The sequence below is a fragment of the Klebsiella sp. C360 genome, assembly GCF_048822415.1.
GTDB lineage: Bacteria > Pseudomonadota > Gammaproteobacteria > Enterobacterales > Enterobacteriaceae > Klebsiella > Klebsiella quasipneumoniae.
Map to the genome: position 1 here is coordinate 55,276 of NZ_JBMEZZ010000011.1, position 20,139 is coordinate 75,414.

A 20,139-nucleotide genomic window follows, 5' to 3' on the forward strand; every position below is an offset into this window, starting at 1 on the left:
AAAACCGCCTTCAGCTGAAGGCGGTTTTTTTTCGTCAGGACCAGGATTAATGCGCTTTTTTAAAGCGGGCGATCATTTCCGGTACCGGGTCGCAGCCGCTGGTATCAGCGTTTTTAAGCGCCTCCAGCGCGCTGGCCACGGTATGGCGAGCGAGGACGTTTAGCGAAGCCTGCTCCGCTTCGTCAGCGACCGATTTGAAGTACCAGCAGGCGTTGGCGCTGACCACGCAGCGGGCCGGGACGTCAGGGCGCGACGCCCACAGTTTTTTATCTTCGATAACGGAAAGATAGATATCACGCAGAGTGATTTTGTCCGCCGGGCGGCCAAGATGAATAGAGCCGTTGCGGCCAAGCGTGGAGACAATGATGCCGTCACGGGTGAGCGGAACCATTAATTTGCGGATAAAGCTCGGGTTGGCTTCCAGGCCGTAGGCCAGAATCGCACTCGTCGAACGTTCACCCATCTGCTCCGCCATTGCTACGCTGAGAACCATCTGCAAAGCTGTCGGGAAGCGGTAATCTAACATGGTATTGTCCTGGGTTGCGGTGAATCTTGTTCTTTTTGGCACCGCAGAGGTGAGTAATCAATGAACAACAATATAACAAATACGGGAATTTTTTTGAAGCAATCTGCGGTTAGCCTGCGAAGTAAATTTTCCTATTTCGTCTGCACAGGCGGGCTGAGAAACCGCGCTCTTCCGAAGCGGTTTGACTGGACGGCAATCTCCTCAGCGCTCCCCGGTGGCTGCCCCGTGGTATAGAAATCCGCTGCCATAACGGCAGCGGATCCTGCGGGAGGTTACGCCGTTAACTCCAGCTCGGTTTCAAAGGTGGTCACCGGCACAAACGGCAGATAGGAGATCCGCAGCCTCTCGGCCACCTTCAGGCGATGCCAGCCGGCCGGCAGGCCGCCGGGTTTGAGCACCGTGATGGTCGCCTTTTCACCGAAGTTCCACCGGTCGTCGTAAACGCTCTCCAGCTCGTCGAGCGTCCACTCCCGGCCGCGCAGCGCCAGGCGGATCGCCTGCCGCGGGATGGCTTCGCCGTTGAGGGTCACGGCGATATCTTCCACCATCGACAAACCCAGACCGCGGTAGTAAGGCAGACGGGCCAAAAAGCGCACGCCGATAACTTCCCCGTCGCGGGTGACGTTGCCGAAACCTTCGCGGCAGATAATATGCTGATCAAACATGATAATGCTCCTTACTGACCCAGCAGCGCCGGGGGTGGGGTTTCATCTAACAGGCGACAGAACATCAGCTGCTGGCGGCGGACCTGCTCCAGGCTGTCCACCTCCTGCGCATCTTCCACCCAGCGGTTGCCTTCATACTCGGAGCACACATACCCCTCATAGCCGCCCTTCTGCAGCACGCGGAAGATCTCATCGTAGGGAATTGACCACTCGCTTATCTCGTCGGTCATCTCATAGAATTTGGCATGAATGTTGTGGATCCGCGGCATAAAATCGAGCATCCGCTTCGGCTCGAACGCCGCGTTGTGGCGCAGCGTTTCCGCCATCGCCAGCTGCGGGCCCGGCCCCCATTTTTGCATCACATCCAGGATCACGTATTCGCTGAGCGTCCGCTCCTCATAGGCTTTCTCGATAAAATCCGCCGCCGCCTGCGGGCAACCGTTACGAATAAAGCGCTCTTTCCACACCCGCGGGAAGCGGGCTAAAAACATCCCCATATCCGGCAGGAAGCCCAGCGCCCGGGTGTTGGCTTTTTCATAGGCTTCGGCATGGCGAATAATCCACGGATGGTCGAAATGCAGCGGGGCGTGCACCTCCAGCAGAATGGTGATCCCTTTGTCTTCCGCATAAGGCGCCGCCGCCACCAGCACCTCCGGCGCCACGGAAACCAGAGAGCGGATAAAGCGCATGCCCAGCCGGGCGGCAAAATCGATGTCGTTTTGCACGCTGCGCACCTGCTCGTCAAACGGCATCGGCCGGTCTTTATAGCGTTTATAGTCGAGCATAAAGTCATGGCACACCGGCACCGTGTCATGGCGCTGCATCAGACGGCGCCAGTCGGCGATCGCCGCCTCCGGCATGCCGCACTCCGGCCAGCCGGCGAAGGTCTGTTCGCCGACGACTTCAATGCCGCGGGCGCCGAACGCCGCGCAGTGACCGATCGCCTGATCGAGGGACATCTTGCCGAGATAAGTCTCATTCTGAAAGCTGTACAGACTGACGCCGCGTTTTATTTTCTGAGTCATAAAAGTACCAGGTAAGTTGGTTAACAGGATAAGCCGGTCGCTTCGCGGGCGCGGGCCACCGAGGCCGCTGCGGGCAGCGACGGTTTATACTCCAGGCCAATGGCCCCGTTGTAGCCCAGGCGTTGCAGCCGGGCGATCACTTCTGGCCACTCGCCGCTGCGCGGATCCGGTTCGTTACGTTCCGGCGCCTGCGCTATCTGCACGTGTCCCACCCGGTGCATTCTGCCGCCGAGCACCTCCTCCATCTCCTCTTCCATCACCAGCGAGTGATAGACGTCAAACAGCAGCTGCAGCCGCGGGCTGTCGACCGCCTCGATAATGTCCAGCGCCAGCCGGGTGTCGTTTAAGAACATCCCCGGATGATCGATGCGGGTGTTGAGCGGCTCCAGCAGCAGAGTGACCCCGGCGGCTTCCGCCAGCGTCGCCGCCTGGCGCAGGATGTGGATCGCCTGCGCCTGCTGTTCGGCGATCGCCACCCCTTCGCGGCTGAAGCCGGAGGCCACCACCAGCGGCGGCGACCCCAACTGGCGCGAGGCCGCCAGGCTGTCGCTCACCGCCGCCAGAAACTGCTCATGCTCCGCCGGATCCACCAGGCTGCGCCGGGGCTCCACCACGAAGCTCGACAGCCTCACGCCGGTCTCCTCCAGCGCCTGCGCCAGCGCCGCGAGCGGTTTATCACGCCAGAGATGAAACTCAACGTGGCTGAATCCCTGCGCTTTCGCCGCCCGGACCCGATCGCTGAAATCGGGATACTCTTCACGAAACAGCCATTCAATACATGCGGACAAATACATCCGACCCCCTTCTCTACTTGCCAGATCAAAACAAACAAAATTAGAATAAGAATTCTTATTCTGTTTCGGAGCGGCAGTGTGACGCCTTCCCTTCTGGCTTCGCGGTCAACAGCAGGATCTGACGCGGCATAACCAGAATGAGTGCTCTAATTCTAATCTCTGGTTGCTATAAATTGTCAACATTATTTAACAAGTTTTTAACCAAATCTGAAGGTACATCATGCTCAATAACGCTTCGGCGGCCGCGGTTCAGGCGCCTCCCTATACCAGCGAGCGGCAGCGCACGCTGGCCACGCTGGTGGTTTCGATAGCGCTGGTGCTGGAGATCATCGACGTCTCGATCATTAATGTCGCCATCCCGGTGGTACAGCGGGATCTGCTCGCCAGCCCGCGGCAAATTGAATGGGTGGTCACCGGCTACCTGTTCTTTTTCTCCATTCTGCTGCTCACCGGCGGTCGGCTCGGCGATCTGTATGGCTACCGGCGGCTGTTTATCAGCGGCCTGCTGGCGTTTGGCGCTGCGTCAGCCGGCTGCGGACTGGCCGCCAGCCCGGAGATGCTGGTGGCGATGCGTATTGCGCAGGGGGCCAGCGGGGCGATGATGGGCCCGCAAATCCTCTCCCTGATGCAGGTTCTGTATCGCCCGCACGAACGTTTCCGGGTGATGAGTATTTTCGGCCTGCTCGGCGGCGCCGCCGGGATCCTCGGCCCGGTGCTCGGCGGGATCATCATCGAAAGCAATCTGTTCGGCCTCAGCTGGCGGCCGATCTTTTTGATCAACGTGCCGGTGATCGTCGTCGCCGTGATACTGGCCTGGCGGGCGCTGCCGGCGGTGCGCAGCCCGGAGGCCAAAGGTATCGATCCGCTGGGTACCCTGCTGGCGGTGGTGGGCGGCGGCGCGCTGCTGCTCACCCTGATCGAAGGCCCCGCCCTGCGCTGGCCGCTATGGATGGCGCTGCCGCCGCTGCTGTCGCTCATCACGGTGGCCCTCCTCTGGCGTCATCTGCTGGGCCGTGAACGCCGGGGCGGCACGCTGTTGTTACCCCCTGCGGTGCTGCGCGACCGCTTCTTTCGCGCCGGGATCGTCATCACCCTGCTCTATCAGCTGACCACCGCCTCGCTGCTGCTGGCCACCGCGCTGGTGCTGCAGAGCGGGCTGGGCTTCAGCCCGTTCCATACCGCCCTGCTGCACATCCCCTTCGCCCTAGGGGCGATGTTTTCCATCGCCGTCGCCGGCCGCCGGCTATCGCCTCGTCTTGGGCGTAACGTGACGCTGGTCGGGGTGGCCGTACAAATGAGCGGCCTGCTGCTGATGGGCTACGGGATCGCCGCGGCGCCGGGGACGCTGCCGCTGACCGCGCTGGGTCTCGGGTTCGGCCTGTGCGGCTGTGGGATGGGGCTTATCTCCGCCCCGCTGCCGGCCTTTGCCATGGCGGCGATCCCGGTGGCCCATGCCGGCGCGGCGTCGGGATTATTTCGCACCGGCCAGCAGTTTGGCGCCGCCCTTGGCATGGCGACCCTTGGCGGCTTCTATCTGGCGCAAAGCGCCTCCGCGCCGGACGCCTGGCGCGGGGCGTTTATCACCCTGCTGACCCTTGGCGCCCTGATCCTGCTGGCGATTGCCGCCCTCAGCCGCCTGCTGCCCGTCTCGGTGCTTCCCCCGCCAGGGAAGCCATGACCTATCGCGTCCGGCAATGGCTGCTATCATGAGGAACCATTTATCAGGACGCACAAAGCTGTAGTACCTATTTTCTGTACACCTGCAACGGGCATGCGCCCGGAGAACAACAATGGCAAGGACTGATATGGATGAGAACATCGATGTACTGATTATTGGCAGCGGCCCGGTAGGCGCCGCTTTCGCGCGGCGGATTGCCGACCGCCGCGCCGCGCGGATCCTGGTGGTGGAAGCCGGCGAAGCGCTGACGCCCGCCACCGGGGTTAATATCCGCAACCTGGCGCCAGCGCAGCGGGAAACGGCCTACGACCGCGCCCGGGCGTTTCCGCTGGCCGCCCTGCCGGAAAACCTGCCGGCAGACGCCCTGCAGGCGCGGCCCGGCACCCATCTTCTCGACCCGACGGCGCCCCACAGCGGCATGCCAGCCGCCGCGCTCTCCACTAACCTCGGCGGCATGGGCGTCCACTGGACCTGCGCCTGTCCGCGCCCGGGCGGCAGCGAAGTCATTCCCTTTCTCGATCCCCGGGAGATGGCCGACGCCTGGGAGTCGGCAGAGCATTATCTGCAGGTGACCCGCGAAGGATTTCCGGCCACCGCCATCGGCCGGCAAATCGTCGATGCCCTTAATCAGCACTTCGCCAGCGACCGTCCGCCGGCGCGGCTGGCGCAGCCTATGCCGCTGGCCTGCGCCGCGACGCCGGAGGGCAAGCCGCGCTGGTCCGGCGTCGACGCGGTGCTCGGCGAGCTGGCGGAGGAAGAGACCCGCCGCCAGCGCGGGGTGGAGATCCGCACCGCCACCCTGTGCACGCGGATCCTCAGCGAGGACGGCGTCGCCCGCGGGGCGGAGCTGCGCGATCTGCGTACCGGCGAACAGTATGTTGTGACGGCCAAAGCGGTAGTGGTCGCCGCCGATGCGCTGCGTACGCCGCAGCTGCTGTACGCCTCGGGCATCCGTCCGCGGGCGCTGGGGCGCTGGCTCAACGATCAGCCGCAGGTGATCGCTCTGATTGAAGTGGACGCCCCGCCGGCCGCCGTCGCGCCGACCTCCCCGGTGCGCGACGGACGGGACAATGTCTCCGGCGTCACCTGGCTGCCGTTCCATGAGCCCGATTTTCCGTTCCACGGTCAGCTGATGCAGATGGATACTTCGCCGATCGCCTTTGCCCAGCCGTCGGGTACCCCGGCGAAGCCGGTGGTGGGCCTGGGGCTGTTCCTCGCCAAGGAGCTGCGCGAGGAGGATCGGATCGTCTTCAGTGATGACACCGACGCCGTAGGACTGCCGAAAATGCAGCTGAACTATCAGTTAACCGACGGCGATCGCCGTCGTTTACAGCAGGCGGTGGCAGTGACTGAACGCGTCGGCGCCGCGCTGGGCCGCGTGGCGCCCGGCGGGGAGGCCATGATCCTGCCGGCGGGCACCTCGCTGCATTACCAGGGAACCTGTCGCCTGGGAGAAGCGAACGACGGCAACAGCGTGGCCGACCGCCACTCGCGGGTCTGGGGTTTTCACAATCTGTACGTCGGCGGCAACGGGGCGATCCCCACCTCAACCGCCTGCAACCCGACGCTGACCAGCGTCGCGCTGGCGATCCTCGCCGCTGACGATATCGTGGCGCGGCTGCTGTAGCGCCTCTGGCTCACCGGGGCACAAGCGGCCCCGCTCCCCGCGAAAGGCGACACCGGTCGCCTTTTTATTGCCGCAAAAACCATACAAAACCAATGGTATTTTTGTTTGTGATGGATCACATACGTAATCACAATTTTTCCCCGCGCCGTTCCTGCTCCTACTCTTAAATCCGCGGCTATTCCCGCCGCCACCTGTATCCCTGACCTGCATACTAAAAAACCGCGCCGCCGCCAACGACAGGCGACCCGCGCGATAAAAGGAGAACGTCGTGAGCCATAGTCTGAATCCGCCCCACGCGCCGCAAGCCGGCGCGATCCAGGGCATCATCATCGCCCTGACCGCCTTTCTGCCCATCCTGGCGATCGTTTCCCTGGCGCCGGCGGTCCCGACGCTGATCCAGCACTTCGCCGGCGTGCCTTATGTCGAAACCCTGGTGCCGCTGATGCTCACCGCGCCCGGTCTGGTGATCGCCATCGCCGGGCCCTGCACCGGCTGGCTGGCGGATAAATTTGGCCGCCGCAAACTGCTGCTCAGCGCCACGCTGCTGTATGGCATCTGCGGCACAATGCCGCTGTACATCACCTCCCTGACCGGCATCTTTTGCAGCCGCCTCGGCGTCGGGCTGGCGGAGGCGGTGGTATTGACCATCGCTAACACCATGCTGATCGATTACTTTGACGACAAACAGCGCCGCTTCTGGCTGACGGTGCAGGGGGTGATTGGCCCGGCGCTGGCGGTGCTGGTGCTGGCCAGCTCCGGCTATCTGACCGCCCTGCGCTGGAACGGCGCCTTTATGATCTACTTTGTCGCCATCCTGCTGTTTCTGGCGATGTACTTCTGGATGTTCGAACCCGCTCAGGCGGCCCGTCCACAGCACGCCGCCCAGGCGGCGCAGCATAATCCGTTTCCGTGGCCGCGAGTGATCGCCCTCAGCGTGCTCACCTTTGTCTGCGCCATCATTTATTACGTGTACACCATCAACGGCGCCAACGCCTTTCATACCCTGCAAAACGCCAGCCCACAGCGTATCGGCCTGATTATGTCGCTGGTCAGCCTCGCCGTGCCGGTCGGTTCGCTGATGTTCGGTCTGGTCTCCCGCCGCTATACGCCGGAGCGCGTGCTCGCCATCATGCTCTGCCTGATGGGGATCGGAATGCTGGTGGTGGGCGAATCGCGGACGCTGATCGCCATGGGGATCGGCTCCGCCATCCAGCAGCTGGGTGCCGGCATGGCGATTAATGCGATGATTTACTGGGTAGGATCGTTGATTCCGCCCGCCTACTGCGGCCGGGCGATGGGCGCCTGGTCCGGGGCCTTCTTCGCGGGCATGTTCGTCAGCCCGATTATCGTCGGCGCGATCCGCCTGCGGGCCGGGAACGATGTGCTGAGCGCCTTCCTGACGCTCGGCATCGCGGCGCTGGTGCTGGCCGCCGCGATATTTCTTTATACCTTCTCCCGCCATAGCCAGCGCCTGCGTCAGCACAAGCAGGCCAGCGCCTGGCAGTTAGCGAAGTAAAATCCCGCGGCTTAGCCGGCCTCGACGGGGGTAACCAGATAGCTCAGACACATCATGCCCAGATGGCGTTTGAGCTGTTCCCAGTCGCCCTCGCCGGCGGCTTCTGCCGCCGATCCCAGGCCGAGGAAGCGCGCCAGCGCGGCATACGAAACCGTAAAGCAGAAGCGGGCGGCCTGCTCTGGCTCCGGGTGGCGGATCTCCGCCGCGGCGTCGAGCAGCTGGTCGATAAAGGTCTGCTCATTTTTCTGGTAAGCGGCTTTACCAATCCCCGCCACGCGCTCATCATCCGCCCGCGCCATAAACGGCCGCAGGATCCCGGCATGGCGACGCAGATACTCCGCCTGGACATCCATCAGCGCCGGAAGCCGCTGGCGCAGCGGCAGATTGCGCGCGTGCAGCTGCTGGATCAGCTGCTGCCATTCGGCGTCCAGCTCCTGCATCACCTCCATCATGACGGCGATAAACAGATCTTCTTTGCCGCCGAAGCGGGCATAGATCGAGCCGACAGAAACGCCCGAGCGTTTACTGATTTCAGCAATGGTCAGCAGCTCAAAGGTGCCTTCATGCAGGATTTCACGGCTGGCGGCCATCAGCCGCTCCAGCGCCACCCGGCTCCGGTCCTGTTTCGGCTGGCGCATCGCGGGAAGATCGGTCATCGCAGTTCTCACCTCTTTATCCATAGAAAACCCCCGCAGTGTATTGCAGTTAGCGACCACGCTGCAAATTGCCCACCCGACTCCCCCGTCGGCGATGTGGCAAAAGTGTGATGGCGGTCATTTTCATTCTTTGATAAACAACTAGAATCATAATTCTAGTTCTATTTAATAATAACAACCACCACACAACCCAGGAGTTGCTATGCGTTTCTCTGTTTTCCTCGTCGGCCGTTCCACCGCCCCCGAGCAGGATCGTTTTGTCATGCAGTCGCTGATCGATCATGCGCGCCAGGCCGAAGATCGCGGCTTCGATGCGGTCTTTATGCCAGACCATCACTTCACCGGCTATGCGCCGATGTCCAGCGATCCGTTTGTCTTCGCCGCTTACCTGGCCGGCCAGCTGAAAAAGATCCACTTCGGCATGTCGGTGACCACCGTCCCGCTGCACCACCCGGTGCGCTTCGCCGAGCGCGTTAACCTGCTGGATCAACTCACCGAAGGCCGCCTGCTGGTGGGCATCGGCAGCGGCACCACGCCGGAAGAGATGATCGGCTTTGGCGTGAACTACAAGGACGCCTCAAGCCTGCTGCAGGAGAACCTCGATCTGGTCCAGCGGCTGTGGGAGAAAAATATTGAAGACGATCCGATCATTTTCGAAACCGGCCACTATAAGGGCGCGGTAGTCCAGCGCATCGTTCCTGCCCCCTGGCAAAAACCGTTCAACCGCATTATGCCGGTGGCGCTGCGTGAAACCAGCATGCAGCGCGCCGCCGATAACGGCTGGCCGGCCTTTATTCCCGCGTTTACTCCGCCGATCCCGGCCAGCAACGATCCGTTTGGCCAGCTGACCCACTATTTCACCCGCTACCGCGATGCCCTGCTTAACGCCGGCCATAGCGACGAGGTGGTGAACCACTGCCTCTCGTGGACCACCCACACCTGGCAGTGCGTCCATATCGCCCCCACCGACGAGCAGGCCCGCGAAGAGATGCTGCAGATCATGGGCTGGTACCAGCAGGCCATCGACCGGGAATATGAGTACAACAAGCGGGCGGAAGAGTTCAGCAGCGTTACGCTGCACCGCCATCCGGACTGTTTCAGCGAAGAGTGGATCAAAACCTGGTGCCTGTACGGCAGCCCGGAGACCGTCGCCGAGGAGCTGGAACGCCATCAGCAGCTGGGCATCGGCAACGTGCTGCTCGGCTTCACCAACGGCCCGCTGACCGAGGAGCGCCTGCGCCTGAGCCAGCAGTCGATCTCGTTGTTTGCGGACCAGATCCTGCCGCGCTTTCGCTAATCCGACCGGGAGATCCTGCTATGAATAAACCTGCTTTCTCACGCCCGCCGCTGCTGATCGGCATCGGCGGCACCACCCGCCCGGGCTCCAGCACCGAGCGCGCCCTCGCCGCCGCGCTGGCCCACGCCCGCACGCTCGGCGCGCAGACCCAACTGTTCGGCGGCGCTGAACTGGCGGCCCTGCCGCCGTTTAACCCGGAAGTCACCACCCGCACGCCGCAGGAAACGGCGTTTGTCGACGCCGTGCGCCAGGCCGACGGCATTCTGCTGGCCTCGCCGGGCTACCACGGCGGGGTGTCTGGCCTGGTGAAGAACGCCATCGACCTGCTGGAAGATTTGCGCGGCGACAGCCGGGTCTATCTTGATGGCCGCGCGGTGGGCTGCATCGTCACCGCCGCCGGCTGGCAGGGTTGCAACACTACCCTCGGCGCCATGCGCGGGATCGTTCACGCCCTGCGCGGCTGGCCGACTCCGCTGGGGGTGACCCTCAACACCGCCGGCGTGTCGCTGTTCGACAGCGAGGGCCGCTGCACCGACGACGCGGTCCAGCGCGCGCTGGCCATCGTAGCCGAACAGGCGCTGGCCTTCGCCCCCGCCGCCCCCTTACGGAGACATGCCGATGCCTGCGCTCAGTCTGTCGCTTAGCGTTGCCGAAAAAGCGCGGCTCACCGCCGGGATGGGGATGTGGTCCACCCACCCTATCCCCCACTCCACGCTGGGTTCAGTCACCCTGTCCGACGGCCCGATGGGGATCACCGGCGGCCGGGTTGACGAGCGGGATATTGCCCTGCTCAGCCCCTGCGGACTGGCGCTTGGCGCCAGCTGGGACCGCCAGCTGGTCAGCCGGGTTGGCGGCGTCATCGGCGAGGAGGCGCTGCGCACCGGAACGCAGGCGCTGCTGGCGCCTAACCTGAACCTGTTGCGCAGCCCCCTTGCCGGCCGCGCGTTTGAGCTTTTCGGCGAAGACCCGCGGCATATCGCCGAGCTCGGCGCGGCGTGGATCGACGGCGTCCAGCGCCAGGGGGTAGGCTGCATCGTCAAGCATATGGTCTGCAACGATTCGGAAACCGATCGGCGGACCATGAACGTGGTCGTCGATGAAGCCACCCTGCGCGAAGTCTATTTCTGGCCGTTCGAAGTGGCGGCCAGCCGCGGCGTCTGGGGCATGCTGACCGCCTATAACCGGGTGAACGGGATCTATTGCGCCGAACAGCATCAGGCCATCAGCCAGTGGCTGAAGCGCGATCTCGGCTGGGACGGGCTGGTGATGTCCGACTGGTTCGGCACCCAGAACGGCCCGGCCAGCTTCCGCGCCGGGCTGGATCTGGAGATGCCGGGCCCGGCCCGCCATATGGGCGAGCGCCTGCTGCCCGCGCTGATGGACACCGACAGCGACGCCCGGCGGCTGGACGATGCCGCCGTCCGGCTGGCGCGGCTGGCCGAACGGGTCAGCCATCCCCTGCCCTGGGATGGCTCTGCCGCCGCCGAGGCGCAGCGGCGTCACACCCTCGAAGAGGCGGCGGCGGCGGGGTTTGTCCTGCTGCACAATCGCCAGCGGCTGCTGCCCCTCGCCGCGCAGGCGGGACAGCGGCTGGCGGTGATTGGCCCCAACGCCACGACGCCCTGCTTCCAGGGCGGGACCTTTGCCAGAGTGGCGCTGATGCCGGGGCTGATCTCACCTCTGGAGGCCATTCGCCAGCGCTTTTCCGCCGCCGGGGTCGAAATAAGCTATGCCCAGGGGGTGGAGAGCGATTACCGCATCCCGCCTCTGCATCATCTGCCGCTGCGCACCGCCTCCGGCGAGCGCGGCCTGGACGTTGCCTACGCCACCGCCGACGGGGGCGTGGTTCATCAGGAGGTACGCGACGCCTCCTCGCTGATCTGGTTCCGCGATATGCCGGGCGTCGGCGACATGCTGCGCCTGACCGAACGCGCCACCGTGACGGTAAGCTGCCAGTTCACCGCGCCGGTGAGCGGCCGCTACGGCTTCTGGATCGGCGGCACCGGGGAGATCGCCCTGCAGCTGAACGGCGAGCGTATGGCGACCTTTAACGGCGAGGCGCTGGAGGGGGATATCATGGGCAAGCTGATGCAAGCCCCGCATACCCGTCTCGACTTCCCGCTGCAGGCGGGGGAAACCCTGACCTTCCGGGCCGAGATGGCGCTGGGCAGCAGTATCGCCCACGGCATCTGGTTCGGCTGCCAGCCCCCGCAAACCATCGACCTGCTGCAGCAGGCGGTCGACCATGCCCGGGCGGCCGACAGCGTGGTGCTGGTGATCGGCGAAACGGCCGATGCCGGTCTGGAGAGCATCGACCGGGACGCTACCGCGCTGCCGGCGCATCAGGTCGCCCTGATCCGCGCCGTCTGCGCGGCGAATCCGCGGACGGTGGTGGTGCTCAACGTCGCCCATCCGGTGGATACCGGGTGTCTCGCCGACGCGGCGGCGGTCATGGTCGTCTGGTATCCGGGCCAGGAGTTTGGCCCGGCGCTGGCCTCGGTGCTGGCCGGGGATCGTGAGCCTGGCGGTCGCCTGCCGGTGACCTTCGCCCAGCGTCTGGACGACTATCCGGTGCGCAGCCTGACGCCGGACGCCGCAGGGGACCTCTGGTACCACGAGCGCCAGCAGGTGGGCTATCGCTGGTTTAACGCCCGCGAACGCCCCGCCGCCTGGTCCTTTGGTCACGGTCTGGGGTATGCCGATATCACCCTGAGCGCCGCCGCGCTGACAGGCGACGAGGTGGATGCTCTGCAGCTGCGCTGCCGGCTGGAAAACCGCGCCGCCCGCGCCGGAAAAGCAGTGGTCCAGCTCTACCTGCGGGGGCCGGAGACGGCCTGGTCGGCGCTGGCGGAGTTTGCGGCGGTCAGCGTCCCGGCGCACGAGGAAGTCGCCCTGACCCTTGCCCTGCCGCGTCACGCGCTGCAGCGCTGGCAGGTGCCAGCCCAGGAATGGCGCCTGGCCTGCGGCCCCTGGCAGCTGGCGGTGGGTTTCGCCAGCGACGATATCCGGGCAACCTTCGATTTCGTGCTGACTCCCGACGGGAAAATCAGCCACCGGGGCTAAGCCCGGATCGATGTCAAAGAGGGTCGGCAACGTGCCGGCCCTCTTTTTTTATTCCTGCGCCAGCCAATTCACGAAAAAAAAACCGCCCGGCGGCGGCGTACCGGCGGGCGGGGTTAAAAGCCTGAGGCGATCGGTGTCAGAAGTTCCAGTACATCGAGGACTGCCAGAGGACCGCCGACTCATGCTTCGGCACCAGCGTCGGGTTATCCTGCCAGGTGATACCGTTGATCCAGTAAATACCTTTCGTCACGCGCAGGGCGTGCGACAGGGAGATGGCATTGATGCTCTGCGGCGCCTCCATCCCCGCCTCGCCGACATAATCGCGGAACTTCTTACTGATAAAGGAGCGGGTGTAGCCCAGCGAGGTCATATCCTGCTCGCGGCCGGGAAACAGGCCGATGTCAAAGAAGGTCACCTGGAAGTCGCTGGTGTAAGCATTGCGATCGTCCGGCGCGTAGTCCGCTTTCACATCGAGATACAGCCCCAGCGGAAGCCCTTTTTTCGGCTGGGTCAGCTGCATGGTGTTGGCGACGTAGAACGCATAGTTACTACTGCTGTCGCCGGGCTGGTCAAAATACTGGTAGTGCGAGGTGTTATAGATAGCCCCGGCGCGGAACCACAGCGATCGCTGCGACTCGCCCGCCGCCTGCTTAAAGCCAAACTCATTCACCAGGATCGGGTTGGCGCCATCGACGTGCCATTTCAGCCCCGAGGGGTTCTGCTCCACGTCGTCGAGATGTCCGGCAGGCGACATACTGCGGCTGACGGCAAAGTTGTTATAGAACTTCTTATCGCTGTCGCGGACGATGGCGGTGAAGGTCGGCGTCGGCGCGTTGAGGCTGATCCCCACCTGCACCGGGATCACGCTGGTCGGCCCCAGCGCGGCTGAGGAGGAGTTCCCCCCCAGCACCATGCCGTAAAACTGACGAATTAACGGATAAAAACCATACTGCAGTTCCAGCTGGCCGTTTAATAAGGGCTGGTTCACCGCCAGCACCGCAATATTATGCAGTTCCGGATAGCTATCATGATAATTCGAGGTCGCCCACTGGGGAGAAAAGGTAAATTGCGCGTCTTTGCTAAAACCAATTCGGCTTAAATCGTAGGTGACGTTCAGCGACATATTTTGCGACCAGGTAAAATTCTGCCCGGCATATTGTTGCGGGTCAGCGGACTGGCCTTTCAGATCGTACATCACCATCGGGTTCCAGCTTAACTGGACGCCCCACCCGCGGTCGGCCAGCGCGCTGCGAAAGCCGCCAATATCGCCGATGAGCGATTCGCAGGTCGACGGAGGGCTGACGACCTGCGCGGAGCGGGTATTCAGTTTATCCAGTTGCTCACAGGTCCAGGTATCGGCCAGCGCGGTACTGGAGAATATCGCCAGCGTCAGCGCCGAAAGTGGAAACACTATTTTCTTACTTACGTCGGTACAGCAGAGACTCATAATAAACCCTCATTTTTATTTTTTGCAGGTAAGATGCGCCATATCGTGAAAAATAAATTAGTCACAATACGTTTATTTACAGGGATTAATTAGGCTGAAAGTTAACGCTAAATAAGGTGTACGCTTTTTCTAAATAATGGCCTCCCCTTCCCGCCGGGAGACCGGCGGGCGTGTGGTAATTATGTCGTCAGGTGAAATTAACGAGCCAGCGCGCGGCGGCCCCCCATCCGGGCGCTGGCGATACCCGTCGCGCCGGCGATAGCCAGCGTCAGCAGCGCAAACAGCAGCAGGCTGTCCTGCATGCTGCCGGTCATGCCGTTCAGCAAGGTCATCAGAACCGGGCTGATGAACATGCCGAGGAAAAAGAAGGTGTGCCAGATACCGATCCCCGTCGCCCGGTGCGGCGCCGGCAGGGCTTCCAACATCCAGGCCAGCATCAGAGGGATCAGCATTCCGTTACCAACCTGCGCGACGAACGCTGCCGCCACGCCGGCCAGCGGATTGTGGGCCACGGCGATAAACAGCAGACCGAGGCCAAAAATGGCGTAAAAAAGGAAAAACTGCCTGTCGACACGCTGCCTGGCGCTACGGCCATACAGCCAGGCGCCCAGCGGCACGCCAATGCCCGCAACGGCGGTGGCGATGCCGATCTGGCTGCTGGAGGTCAGGCCGAGCTGACTGAACACCTGGCTTATCTGCAGCGGCTCGAGAAAGTAGAGGATCGCGCTGGCGAGCGTAATCAGACCGATCGTCGCCATTTTGCGCCGTGGAAAAGCGACAGGCTCCTCGTCAGCGACGCTGTCCGCGCGACGGCGGGTCGCCGGCTCAGCGGTGAACAGGCACAGGCCGATAAAGACCGGGATCGCCAGCGCATACAGGTAGATCGGGCCATACCAGCCCAGGGTGCCCAGCAGGCCAGCGCCCAGCACGATCAGCGTCGACAGTATCGAACCGATGCCGCTCTGCACCGCCAGCCATTTGCTGCGCGCCTCGCCGGCAAAGTAGTCGCCAATCAGCGCATTGGCGGTGGTAAGAATAAAGGCGTCGGCGATGCCCATCACCAGCCGCGCCAGCAGAATGGCATACAGATCGTCGAGCATCACCGGCAGCAGGCCAAACCCCGCGTACAGAGCGGTGGCGGCAATCAGCAGGCGACGACGGCTCAGGCGATCGCCCACCCTCCCCGCCAGCGGAGCCAGCAGCGCCATGCTCACCGCCGGAATGGTGATGATCATCGGCACCAGCAGCTGGGCGTGCGGCTGCGCGGCAAAATGGCCGAACAGGAGCGGCATCACCGGCAGCATGGTCAAGGTCCCCATGATCGGCAACAGGGCCGCCAACATCAGTAAAATCGCCTGTACGGCCCCCGCCTCGCGCGGGGTTGCTGAAACCTTGTGCATCACCATCTTCCGCTCTCCGTCACTGCTCTTTATTTAGAATATGAATTACAGTTCTATTTTTTATCGATAAAGAAAGGCGCTCTGTCGCCCCGGTATCCTGGCTGAACACGCCGCAGCGAACTCAGCACACATACCGTTCTACCCTACCGGATGCAGGTGGCATGGACTGCGATTGCTATCACAATTAATACAATGCATTCACATTAAATTAACATAACCATCAACTCCCTCAGGCGTCGACAATCGCCACCGCGCGGATAAAACCGGCCGAGCCGCGGCGGATCTTGTAGGGAAAACAGCTCACCCAGAAGCCGTGGTCGGGAAGCTGCTCCAGATTGCTCAACTTCTCCATTTGCCCATAGGCGATCTCCCTGCCGGCTTTATGTCCTTCCCAGATCAGCCCGGCGTCGCCGCTGGCCTGAAAGCGTTCGCGGGTAAAGTGGAAGGGCGCATCCCAGCTCCAGGCGTCGGTGCCGACCACTCGTACCCCCTGCTCCAGCAGCCACAGCGTTGCCGCCCGGCCAATGCCGCAGCCGCGCTGCAGATAATCCGGCTGGCCGTAGCGGGCGCCGGCGGCGGTATTGATTAACACGATATCCAGCGGCGACAGGCGATAATCGATCCGCGCCAGCTCGCGCTGCAGATCCTCCGGCTGCAGAATCGCCCCGTCGGCGACATGGCGAAAATCCAGCCGGACGCCGGGGCGCAGGCACCACTCCAGCGGCAGCTCATCGATACCAAACGCCGGTTCGCCGCCGTTGGTGGTTGAGCTATAGTGCCAGGGAGCATCCATATGGGTGCCATTGTGCGGCGTCACGGTCAGACGCTCCGAGGCCCAGGCCTCCTCTCCCGGCATCTGCGTTTTTTCCAGTCCCGGAAACATCGCCGCCATTTCCGGCCATCCCTGCTGATGATCCTGATACTCAATGTTCGGCAGCAGCGGCGGCGGGTCGGTCCAGGGATTGTTATCCAGGGTGACGGAGAGGTCGATCAGCCGACGCCCCTGTAAAAGATTGATCATGGTTTACTCCGTTAACATCACAACATGTTGATCCAGCACGCCAAACAGTGGCCGGCCATCGGGGGCGTGGGCTTCCATCGTCACCCGCTCCCCCGGGGACAAAAACGGCGTGCGCGGCTCGCCGAAGGCCAGCATCTCTATGGCCCGCGCCTCGGCGATACAGCTGGCGCCGCGGCTGGCGTCCGGCCCGGAAACCGTACCGGAACCCACCACCGTCCCGGCGCGCAGGCGGCGGGTCTGCGCCGCATGGGCAATCAGTTCGCCAAAATGGAAATGCATCTCGCTGCCCGACTGGCAGCCAAACGGCTCGCCATTGCGGGTCACCTGCAGCGTCAGCGCCGCCCGCCCGTGCTGCCAGGCCTCTCCCAGTTCATCCGGGGTAAGGGCCACCGGCGCAAAGGCCGAGGCGGGTTTGGCGTGAATAAAACCAAACCCGGTCTGCATCTCGCGCGGCGCCAGCGCCCGCAGACTGATATCGTTGAGCAAGACGATCAGGCGGATACAGCTCAGCGCCTGCTGCGGCGAGCAACCCTGCGGCACCTCGTCCACCACCACCGCGAACTCGCCCTCAAAGTCGAGACCGTCCTCGACCCGGCGGCAGACTATCCCGGCGTGGGGGGCAAGAAAGTCGTCCCCGCTGCCCTGATACATCAGCGGCGTCTGGTCGGCGCCGGCAATCGGCGGCAGATGAAAGGCCCGCTGCATGCGCTCGCCATGGCTGAGGAAGGCCGAACCGTCCAGCCACTGCCAGGCGCGGGGCAGCGGCGCCAGCAGGCGCCGGGGATCATAGGGCTGCGCAGCCGGGTAGCGGCGCGCATTGAGCGCCTGATAGCGCGCCTGCAGCGCAGGCCAGACCCGCGCGGCCTGCTCCAGCGCCTGCTGAAGCGTCGGAGCGATATCCGCCGCATCGGCCATCAGCGTCAAATCGCCCGAGACCACCACCAGGCAGCCGTCGCGTTCACCGTTATCTCGTGTTGCCAGTTTCATGACCTGCCTCCTCCAGCAGACAGAGCCAGCCGTCGGCGTCCACCTCGCCAGCCAGCGGACTCAGACGTTGGCCTACGCAGGCGCCCTGCACGCAGAGGCCGCTGTCCGGCATAAAAATCGCCCCGTGGGCGAAGCAGACCAGCCGGTCGCCCCGGGCGTTGAAAAAAGCGTCCTGCCGCCAGTTCATCGGGGTATCCAGATGCGGACAGCGGTTACGCCACAGATAGAGCGTTCCCTGATAGCGGCAGGCAATCACCGTCGCCTGCCCGCTGCCCGTAGGGTCAAATCCCCGCGCCTGGCCCTCGGCCAGGCTGTCGGCACGGCACAGGCGAACCATCAGCGGGCGTTATCCGGACCGGGGGCCCACTTCTCGCGATACCCCAGCAGGAAATATTGCGAGTTATCGGCTCCCGGCAGCGCTTCGCGCGGCTGCCAGTGGTCATCGTGCTGATCCATATCGGCGTCGTATTCGATGTGACACCCGAGCGGGCTGTTGAAGTACCAGAACCAGTTCGATCCCAGCTGATGGCGCCCCGGCCCCCAGAAGGTCTGATATCCCTTCTGCTGAAAGCGGCTGCCGGCCATCATCAGCTCGGTGGGGCCGCCGAGATGAAAGGTAAAGTGTTCAATACCGGTCATAAACGGCGGGGCCTGGATCAGAAACAGGGTATGGTGATCCTGGGTGCCGGCGGGCCGCAGGAAGGGGCCGACGTGGGTGAAGCGATCGGTACAGACAAAGCCCAGCCGTTGATAGAAGGCTTCCGCGCGCGCGGCGTCCGGCACAAAATAGACCACATGGGAGAGCGAGCGCGGCTCTGCCGCCATGTCAGCGCTGGCCCCGGTCTGGTTGACCGGCCGCCCGGCGCGATCCCCCGGGGCGTTGATTTTCTCCCCTTCCCGCTGCAGCGGCTGACGCTGGCTGACGCGAAACCCGAGGGCAAAGCCGGCATCATCGACGCAGCGCAGCACGCCGTCGGCGCCGAGCTTCACCTCGCGATCGCGGCGCAGCGTCTCGGCGATCGCCTCAAGGGTGGCGCTATCCGCCACGCCATAGACGGTTTCCCGCAGCTGGCTGCCGCTGGGCAGCGCCGCGGGCAGCGACGGATCGTCACGCTCCCGCAGCAGCACCCCGGTGCCATCCAGCGCGCTAAAGAAACCGTTCTCCTGCTCGCGTAAACCGTAGTCGAGAAGAAACTGTCGGCAGCCCGCCAGGTCATCGACGCCAAATACCAGATAATCCGGACCAAGAATATTCATCGCGGTTGTTCCTTATGCGTGTTCAGGCCACCCTGCCGCCGAGGGCTTCCGCCACCCAGTCAGCGATGTAGTGCCCGGCGTTAATCGAGTTGTCGAAGCTGGAGTGCTGCACACCGCCCTCGCGGTCAGTAAAAATTTTCAGCTCGCGGCGCGGGCTGTTCACCAGCTGGTCGTAGGTGCGCTGCGCCCATTTCACCGGGATCTGCGAGTCCTTTTCACCATGGGTGACGAGGAAAGGCACCCGTATGCGGTCGAGAATGCCGTCGAGATGGACGTTCTCCGCGATGCGCATAAAAGCGTCGATATCCTCGCCCCCCCACACCCAGCGCACATGCTGCCAGTAGTGCGGTACCGGAAAATCGCCTTCGCGTTCGCGGCGGCGCTGCTGTACCTCCCGCCAGTCGTGATTGGCGCCCCACACCACGCCGCAGGCGAAGCGCGGCTCAAACGCCACCGCCCGCGGGCAGTAATAGCCGCCCAGCGAGACCCCTTCCATGCCGATGCGCCCGGCATCCACCTCCGGGTGCTGTTCCAGCCAGTCAACGATCCGGCTGGCCCAGTGCTCGCTGTCATAGCGGGCCTGCATGCCGTGAAGACGCAGCGCTTCGCCGGTTCCCGGCTGGTCGACCACCAGCGAGGAGACCCCGCGCCGCGCCAGCCACTGCGGCAGCCCCACCAGATATTTCATCTCTTTGGTGGAGTCGAGACCGTTGACCTGCACCAGCAGCGGCGCGCGGCCGGTCGCCCCTTCAGCGCGGACGTAAAGCGCCGACAGGGTTTTGCCCTCGTAGGGAATAGTCACCCGCTGACAGTTGGCATGGGTATGGTGCAGCCCGGCGGCAAAGACATCGAGAAAGCGGCGGTACAGCGCATCGCGGTCCGGCGCGCCATGCGCCTGCAGGCGCTCGCAGGTCAGGTAATAGTTGGCCGCCCGAAGATATTTCTCTCCTGCCGACAGCCGCCGCCCCCGCGCCTCATCTTCGCCGGCCAGCGCGCATAATTTATCGGCCATGCGGGACCAGGTTTCCCGGAACGCGCGGGTGCCTTCGGCGTCGGGATGCTCGGACGCGGCCAATAGCGGCGCGCACATCTCTTCGATCTCACCGATGCGGGCGCCCATCTCGATGGAGAGATCCACCGACAGGTTCCAGACATAGTTTTTAGGGAAATAGCGAAACAT

18 protein-coding genes are annotated in these 20,139 nt (G+C 63.5%); 6 read left to right on the forward strand and 12 right to left on the reverse strand.

Features of this window, described 5'->3' with window-relative positions:
* Positions 1 to 46: 46 nt before the first annotated feature.
* From ACOI7D_RS22360 to ACOI7D_RS22375, 4 genes are all read right to left on the reverse strand, one after another.
* Positions 47 to 526 (reverse strand): RrF2 family transcriptional regulator, encoded by a 480-nt coding sequence (locus tag ACOI7D_RS22360; protein ID WP_023290703.1) that lies wholly within the window; start codon positions 524 to 526, stop codon positions 47 to 49.
* Positions 527 to 798: 272 nt separating this feature from the next.
* Entirely contained in the window at positions 799 to 1,191 is a 393-nt protein-coding gene (locus ACOI7D_RS22365; protein ID WP_023290704.1) for a C-glycoside deglycosidase beta subunit domain-containing protein, read from the reverse strand.
* An 11-nt stretch (positions 1,192 to 1,202) separates the two neighbouring features.
* Positions 1,203 to 2,216: a sugar phosphate isomerase/epimerase family protein gene (locus tag ACOI7D_RS22370; RefSeq protein WP_049013851.1), complete on the reverse strand. Its 1,014-nt coding sequence runs from the start codon at positions 2,214 to 2,216 to the stop codon at positions 1,203 to 1,205.
* Positions 2,217 to 2,236: 20 nt separating this feature from the next.
* Positions 2,237 to 3,010: a TIM barrel protein gene (locus tag ACOI7D_RS22375; RefSeq protein ID WP_050533618.1), complete on the reverse strand. Its 774-nt coding sequence runs from the start codon at positions 3,008 to 3,010 to the stop codon at positions 2,237 to 2,239.
* A gap of 220 nt (positions 3,011 to 3,230) precedes the next feature.
* On the opposite strand from ACOI7D_RS22375, the gene ACOI7D_RS22380 reads away from it, so the two are divergent.
* The 3 genes from ACOI7D_RS22380 to ACOI7D_RS22390 all read left to right on the forward strand — a co-directional run bounded on the left by ACOI7D_RS22380 (position 3,231) and on the right by ACOI7D_RS22390 (position 7,831).
* Positions 3,231 to 4,688: an MFS transporter gene (locus tag ACOI7D_RS22380; protein WP_064157699.1), complete on the forward strand. Its 1,458-nt coding sequence runs from the start codon at positions 3,231 to 3,233 to the stop codon at positions 4,686 to 4,688.
* Between the two features lie 112 nt (positions 4,689 to 4,800).
* On the forward strand, positions 4,801 to 6,315 hold the full coding sequence (locus tag ACOI7D_RS22385; protein ID WP_226453072.1) for a GMC oxidoreductase: 1,515 nt from the start codon (positions 4,801 to 4,803) through the stop codon (positions 6,313 to 6,315).
* Between the two features lie 268 nt (positions 6,316 to 6,583).
* Positions 6,584 to 7,831, forward strand: coding sequence for an MFS transporter (locus tag ACOI7D_RS22390; protein WP_109547031.1), 1,248 nt, complete (start codon positions 6,584 to 6,586; stop codon positions 7,829 to 7,831).
* 11 nt (positions 7,832 to 7,842) lie between these two features.
* Here ACOI7D_RS22390 and ACOI7D_RS22395 read toward each other — a convergent pair whose 3' ends face one another.
* Complete coding sequence (locus tag ACOI7D_RS22395; protein WP_012967405.1) at positions 7,843 to 8,487, reverse strand: TetR/AcrR family transcriptional regulator; 645 nt, start codon at positions 8,485 to 8,487, stop codon at positions 7,843 to 7,845.
* 202 nt (positions 8,488 to 8,689) lie between these two features.
* Here ACOI7D_RS22395 and ACOI7D_RS22400 point away from each other — a divergent pair, with 202 nt between their 5' ends.
* Genes ACOI7D_RS22400 through ACOI7D_RS22410 form a run of 3 tightly spaced genes read left to right on the forward strand, consistent with a single transcriptional unit; the run spans position 8,690 to position 12,847 of the window.
* The gene (locus ACOI7D_RS22400) at positions 8,690 to 9,784 is read left to right on the forward strand and encodes an LLM class flavin-dependent oxidoreductase (RefSeq protein ID WP_109547030.1); all 1,095 of its coding nucleotides are present in this window, start codon (positions 8,690 to 8,692) and stop codon (positions 9,782 to 9,784) included.
* 20 nt (positions 9,785 to 9,804) lie between these two features.
* Positions 9,805 to 10,428 carry an NADPH-dependent FMN reductase gene (locus ACOI7D_RS22405; RefSeq protein ID WP_060591880.1) on the forward strand — a complete coding sequence of 208 codons (624 nt, stop codon included), beginning with the start codon at positions 9,805 to 9,807 and terminating at the stop codon, positions 10,426 to 10,428.
* A complete protein-coding gene (locus tag ACOI7D_RS22410; RefSeq protein ID WP_109547029.1) occupies positions 10,403 to 12,847 on the forward strand; it encodes a beta-glucosidase family protein in 2,445 nt (814 codons plus the stop codon). The genes ACOI7D_RS22405 and ACOI7D_RS22410 overlap by 26 nt, the downstream gene beginning before the upstream one ends.
* Before the next feature lie 136 nt (positions 12,848 to 12,983).
* Here the strand turns inward: ACOI7D_RS22410 and ACOI7D_RS22415 are convergent, their stop codons facing one another.
* The 7 genes from ACOI7D_RS22415 to ACOI7D_RS22445 all read right to left on the reverse strand — a co-directional run bounded on the left by ACOI7D_RS22415 (position 12,984) and on the right by ACOI7D_RS22445 (position 20,139).
* Entirely contained in the window at positions 12,984 to 14,294 is a 1,311-nt protein-coding gene (locus ACOI7D_RS22415) for a carbohydrate porin (RefSeq protein ID WP_043521376.1), read from the reverse strand.
* A 197-nt stretch (positions 14,295 to 14,491) separates the two neighbouring features.
* Positions 14,492 to 15,694 carry an MFS transporter gene (locus ACOI7D_RS22420; protein WP_225608534.1) on the reverse strand — a complete coding sequence of 401 codons (1,203 nt, stop codon included), beginning with the start codon at positions 15,692 to 15,694 and terminating at the stop codon, positions 14,492 to 14,494.
* A gap of 229 nt (positions 15,695 to 15,923) precedes the next feature.
* Positions 15,924 to 16,715, reverse strand: a complete 792-nt coding sequence (locus tag ACOI7D_RS22425; protein WP_023290715.1) for a cyclase family protein — start codon at positions 16,713 to 16,715, stop codon at positions 15,924 to 15,926.
* A 3-nt stretch (positions 16,716 to 16,718) separates the two neighbouring features.
* The gene (locus ACOI7D_RS22430) at positions 16,719 to 17,702 is read right to left on the reverse strand and encodes a fumarylacetoacetate hydrolase family protein (RefSeq protein WP_064155068.1); all 984 of its coding nucleotides are present in this window, start codon (positions 17,700 to 17,702) and stop codon (positions 16,719 to 16,721) included.
* Positions 17,680 to 18,039 carry a Rieske (2Fe-2S) protein gene (locus ACOI7D_RS22435; protein ID WP_023290717.1) on the reverse strand — a complete coding sequence of 120 codons (360 nt, stop codon included), beginning with the start codon at positions 18,037 to 18,039 and terminating at the stop codon, positions 17,680 to 17,682. The genes ACOI7D_RS22430 and ACOI7D_RS22435 overlap by 23 nt, the downstream gene beginning before the upstream one ends.
* Positions 18,039 to 18,959 (reverse strand): VOC family protein, encoded by a 921-nt coding sequence (locus ACOI7D_RS22440; RefSeq protein WP_044524437.1) that lies wholly within the window; start codon positions 18,957 to 18,959, stop codon positions 18,039 to 18,041. Before ACOI7D_RS22440 ends, ACOI7D_RS22435 begins: the two co-directional genes overlap by 1 nt.
* A 22-nt stretch (positions 18,960 to 18,981) precedes the next feature.
* Positions 18,982 to 20,139, reverse strand: coding sequence for an alpha/beta hydrolase family protein (locus ACOI7D_RS22445; protein WP_023290719.1), 1,158 nt, complete (start codon positions 20,137 to 20,139; stop codon positions 18,982 to 18,984).

Bases quoted from the DNA above. Each gene is read 5' to 3' on its own strand.
- ACOI7D_RS22360 (WP_023290703.1), bottom strand. From the start codon at position 526: ATGTTAGATTACCGCTTCCCGACAGCTTTGCAGATGGTTCTCAGCGTA.
- ACOI7D_RS22365 (WP_023290704.1), bottom strand. From the start codon at position 1,191: ATGTTTGATCAGCATATTATCTGCCGCGAAGGTTTCGGCAACGTCACC.
- ACOI7D_RS22370 (WP_049013851.1), bottom strand. From the start codon at position 2,216: ATGACTCAGAAAATAAAACGCGGCGTCAGTCTGTACAGCTTTCAGAAT.
- ACOI7D_RS22375 (WP_050533618.1), bottom strand. From the start codon at position 3,010: ATGTATTTGTCCGCATGTATTGAATGGCTGTTTCGTGAAGAGTATCCC.
- ACOI7D_RS22380 (WP_064157699.1), top strand. From the start codon at position 3,231: ATGCTCAATAACGCTTCGGCGGCCGCGGTTCAGGCGCCTCCCTATACC.
- ACOI7D_RS22385 (WP_226453072.1), top strand. From the start codon at position 4,801: ATGGCAAGGACTGATATGGATGAGAACATCGATGTACTGATTATTGGC.
- ACOI7D_RS22395 (WP_012967405.1), bottom strand. From the start codon at position 8,487: ATGACCGATCTTCCCGCGATGCGCCAGCCGAAACAGGACCGGAGCCGG.
- ACOI7D_RS22400 (WP_109547030.1), top strand. From the start codon at position 8,690: ATGCGTTTCTCTGTTTTCCTCGTCGGCCGTTCCACCGCCCCCGAGCAG.
- ACOI7D_RS22405 (WP_060591880.1), top strand. From the start codon at position 9,805: ATGAATAAACCTGCTTTCTCACGCCCGCCGCTGCTGATCGGCATCGGC.
- ACOI7D_RS22410 (WP_109547029.1), top strand. From the start codon at position 10,403: ATGCCTGCGCTCAGTCTGTCGCTTAGCGTTGCCGAAAAAGCGCGGCTC.
- ACOI7D_RS22415 (WP_043521376.1), bottom strand. From the start codon at position 14,294: ATGAGTCTCTGCTGTACCGACGTAAGTAAGAAAATAGTGTTTCCACTT.
- ACOI7D_RS22420 (WP_225608534.1), bottom strand. From the start codon at position 15,694: ATGCACAAGGTTTCAGCAACCCCGCGCGAGGCGGGGGCCGTACAGGCG.
- ACOI7D_RS22425 (WP_023290715.1), bottom strand. From the start codon at position 16,715: ATGATCAATCTTTTACAGGGGCGTCGGCTGATCGACCTCTCCGTCACC.
- ACOI7D_RS22430 (WP_064155068.1), bottom strand. From the start codon at position 17,702: ATGAAACTGGCAACACGAGATAACGGTGAACGCGACGGCTGCCTGGTG.
- ACOI7D_RS22435 (WP_023290717.1), bottom strand. From the start codon at position 18,039: ATGGTTCGCCTGTGCCGTGCCGACAGCCTGGCCGAGGGCCAGGCGCGG.
- ACOI7D_RS22440 (WP_044524437.1), bottom strand. From the start codon at position 18,959: ATGAATATTCTTGGTCCGGATTATCTGGTATTTGGCGTCGATGACCTG.
- ACOI7D_RS22445 (WP_023290719.1), bottom strand. From the start codon at position 20,139: ATGTTTCGCTATTTCCCTAAAAACTATGTCTGGAACCTGTCGGTGGAT.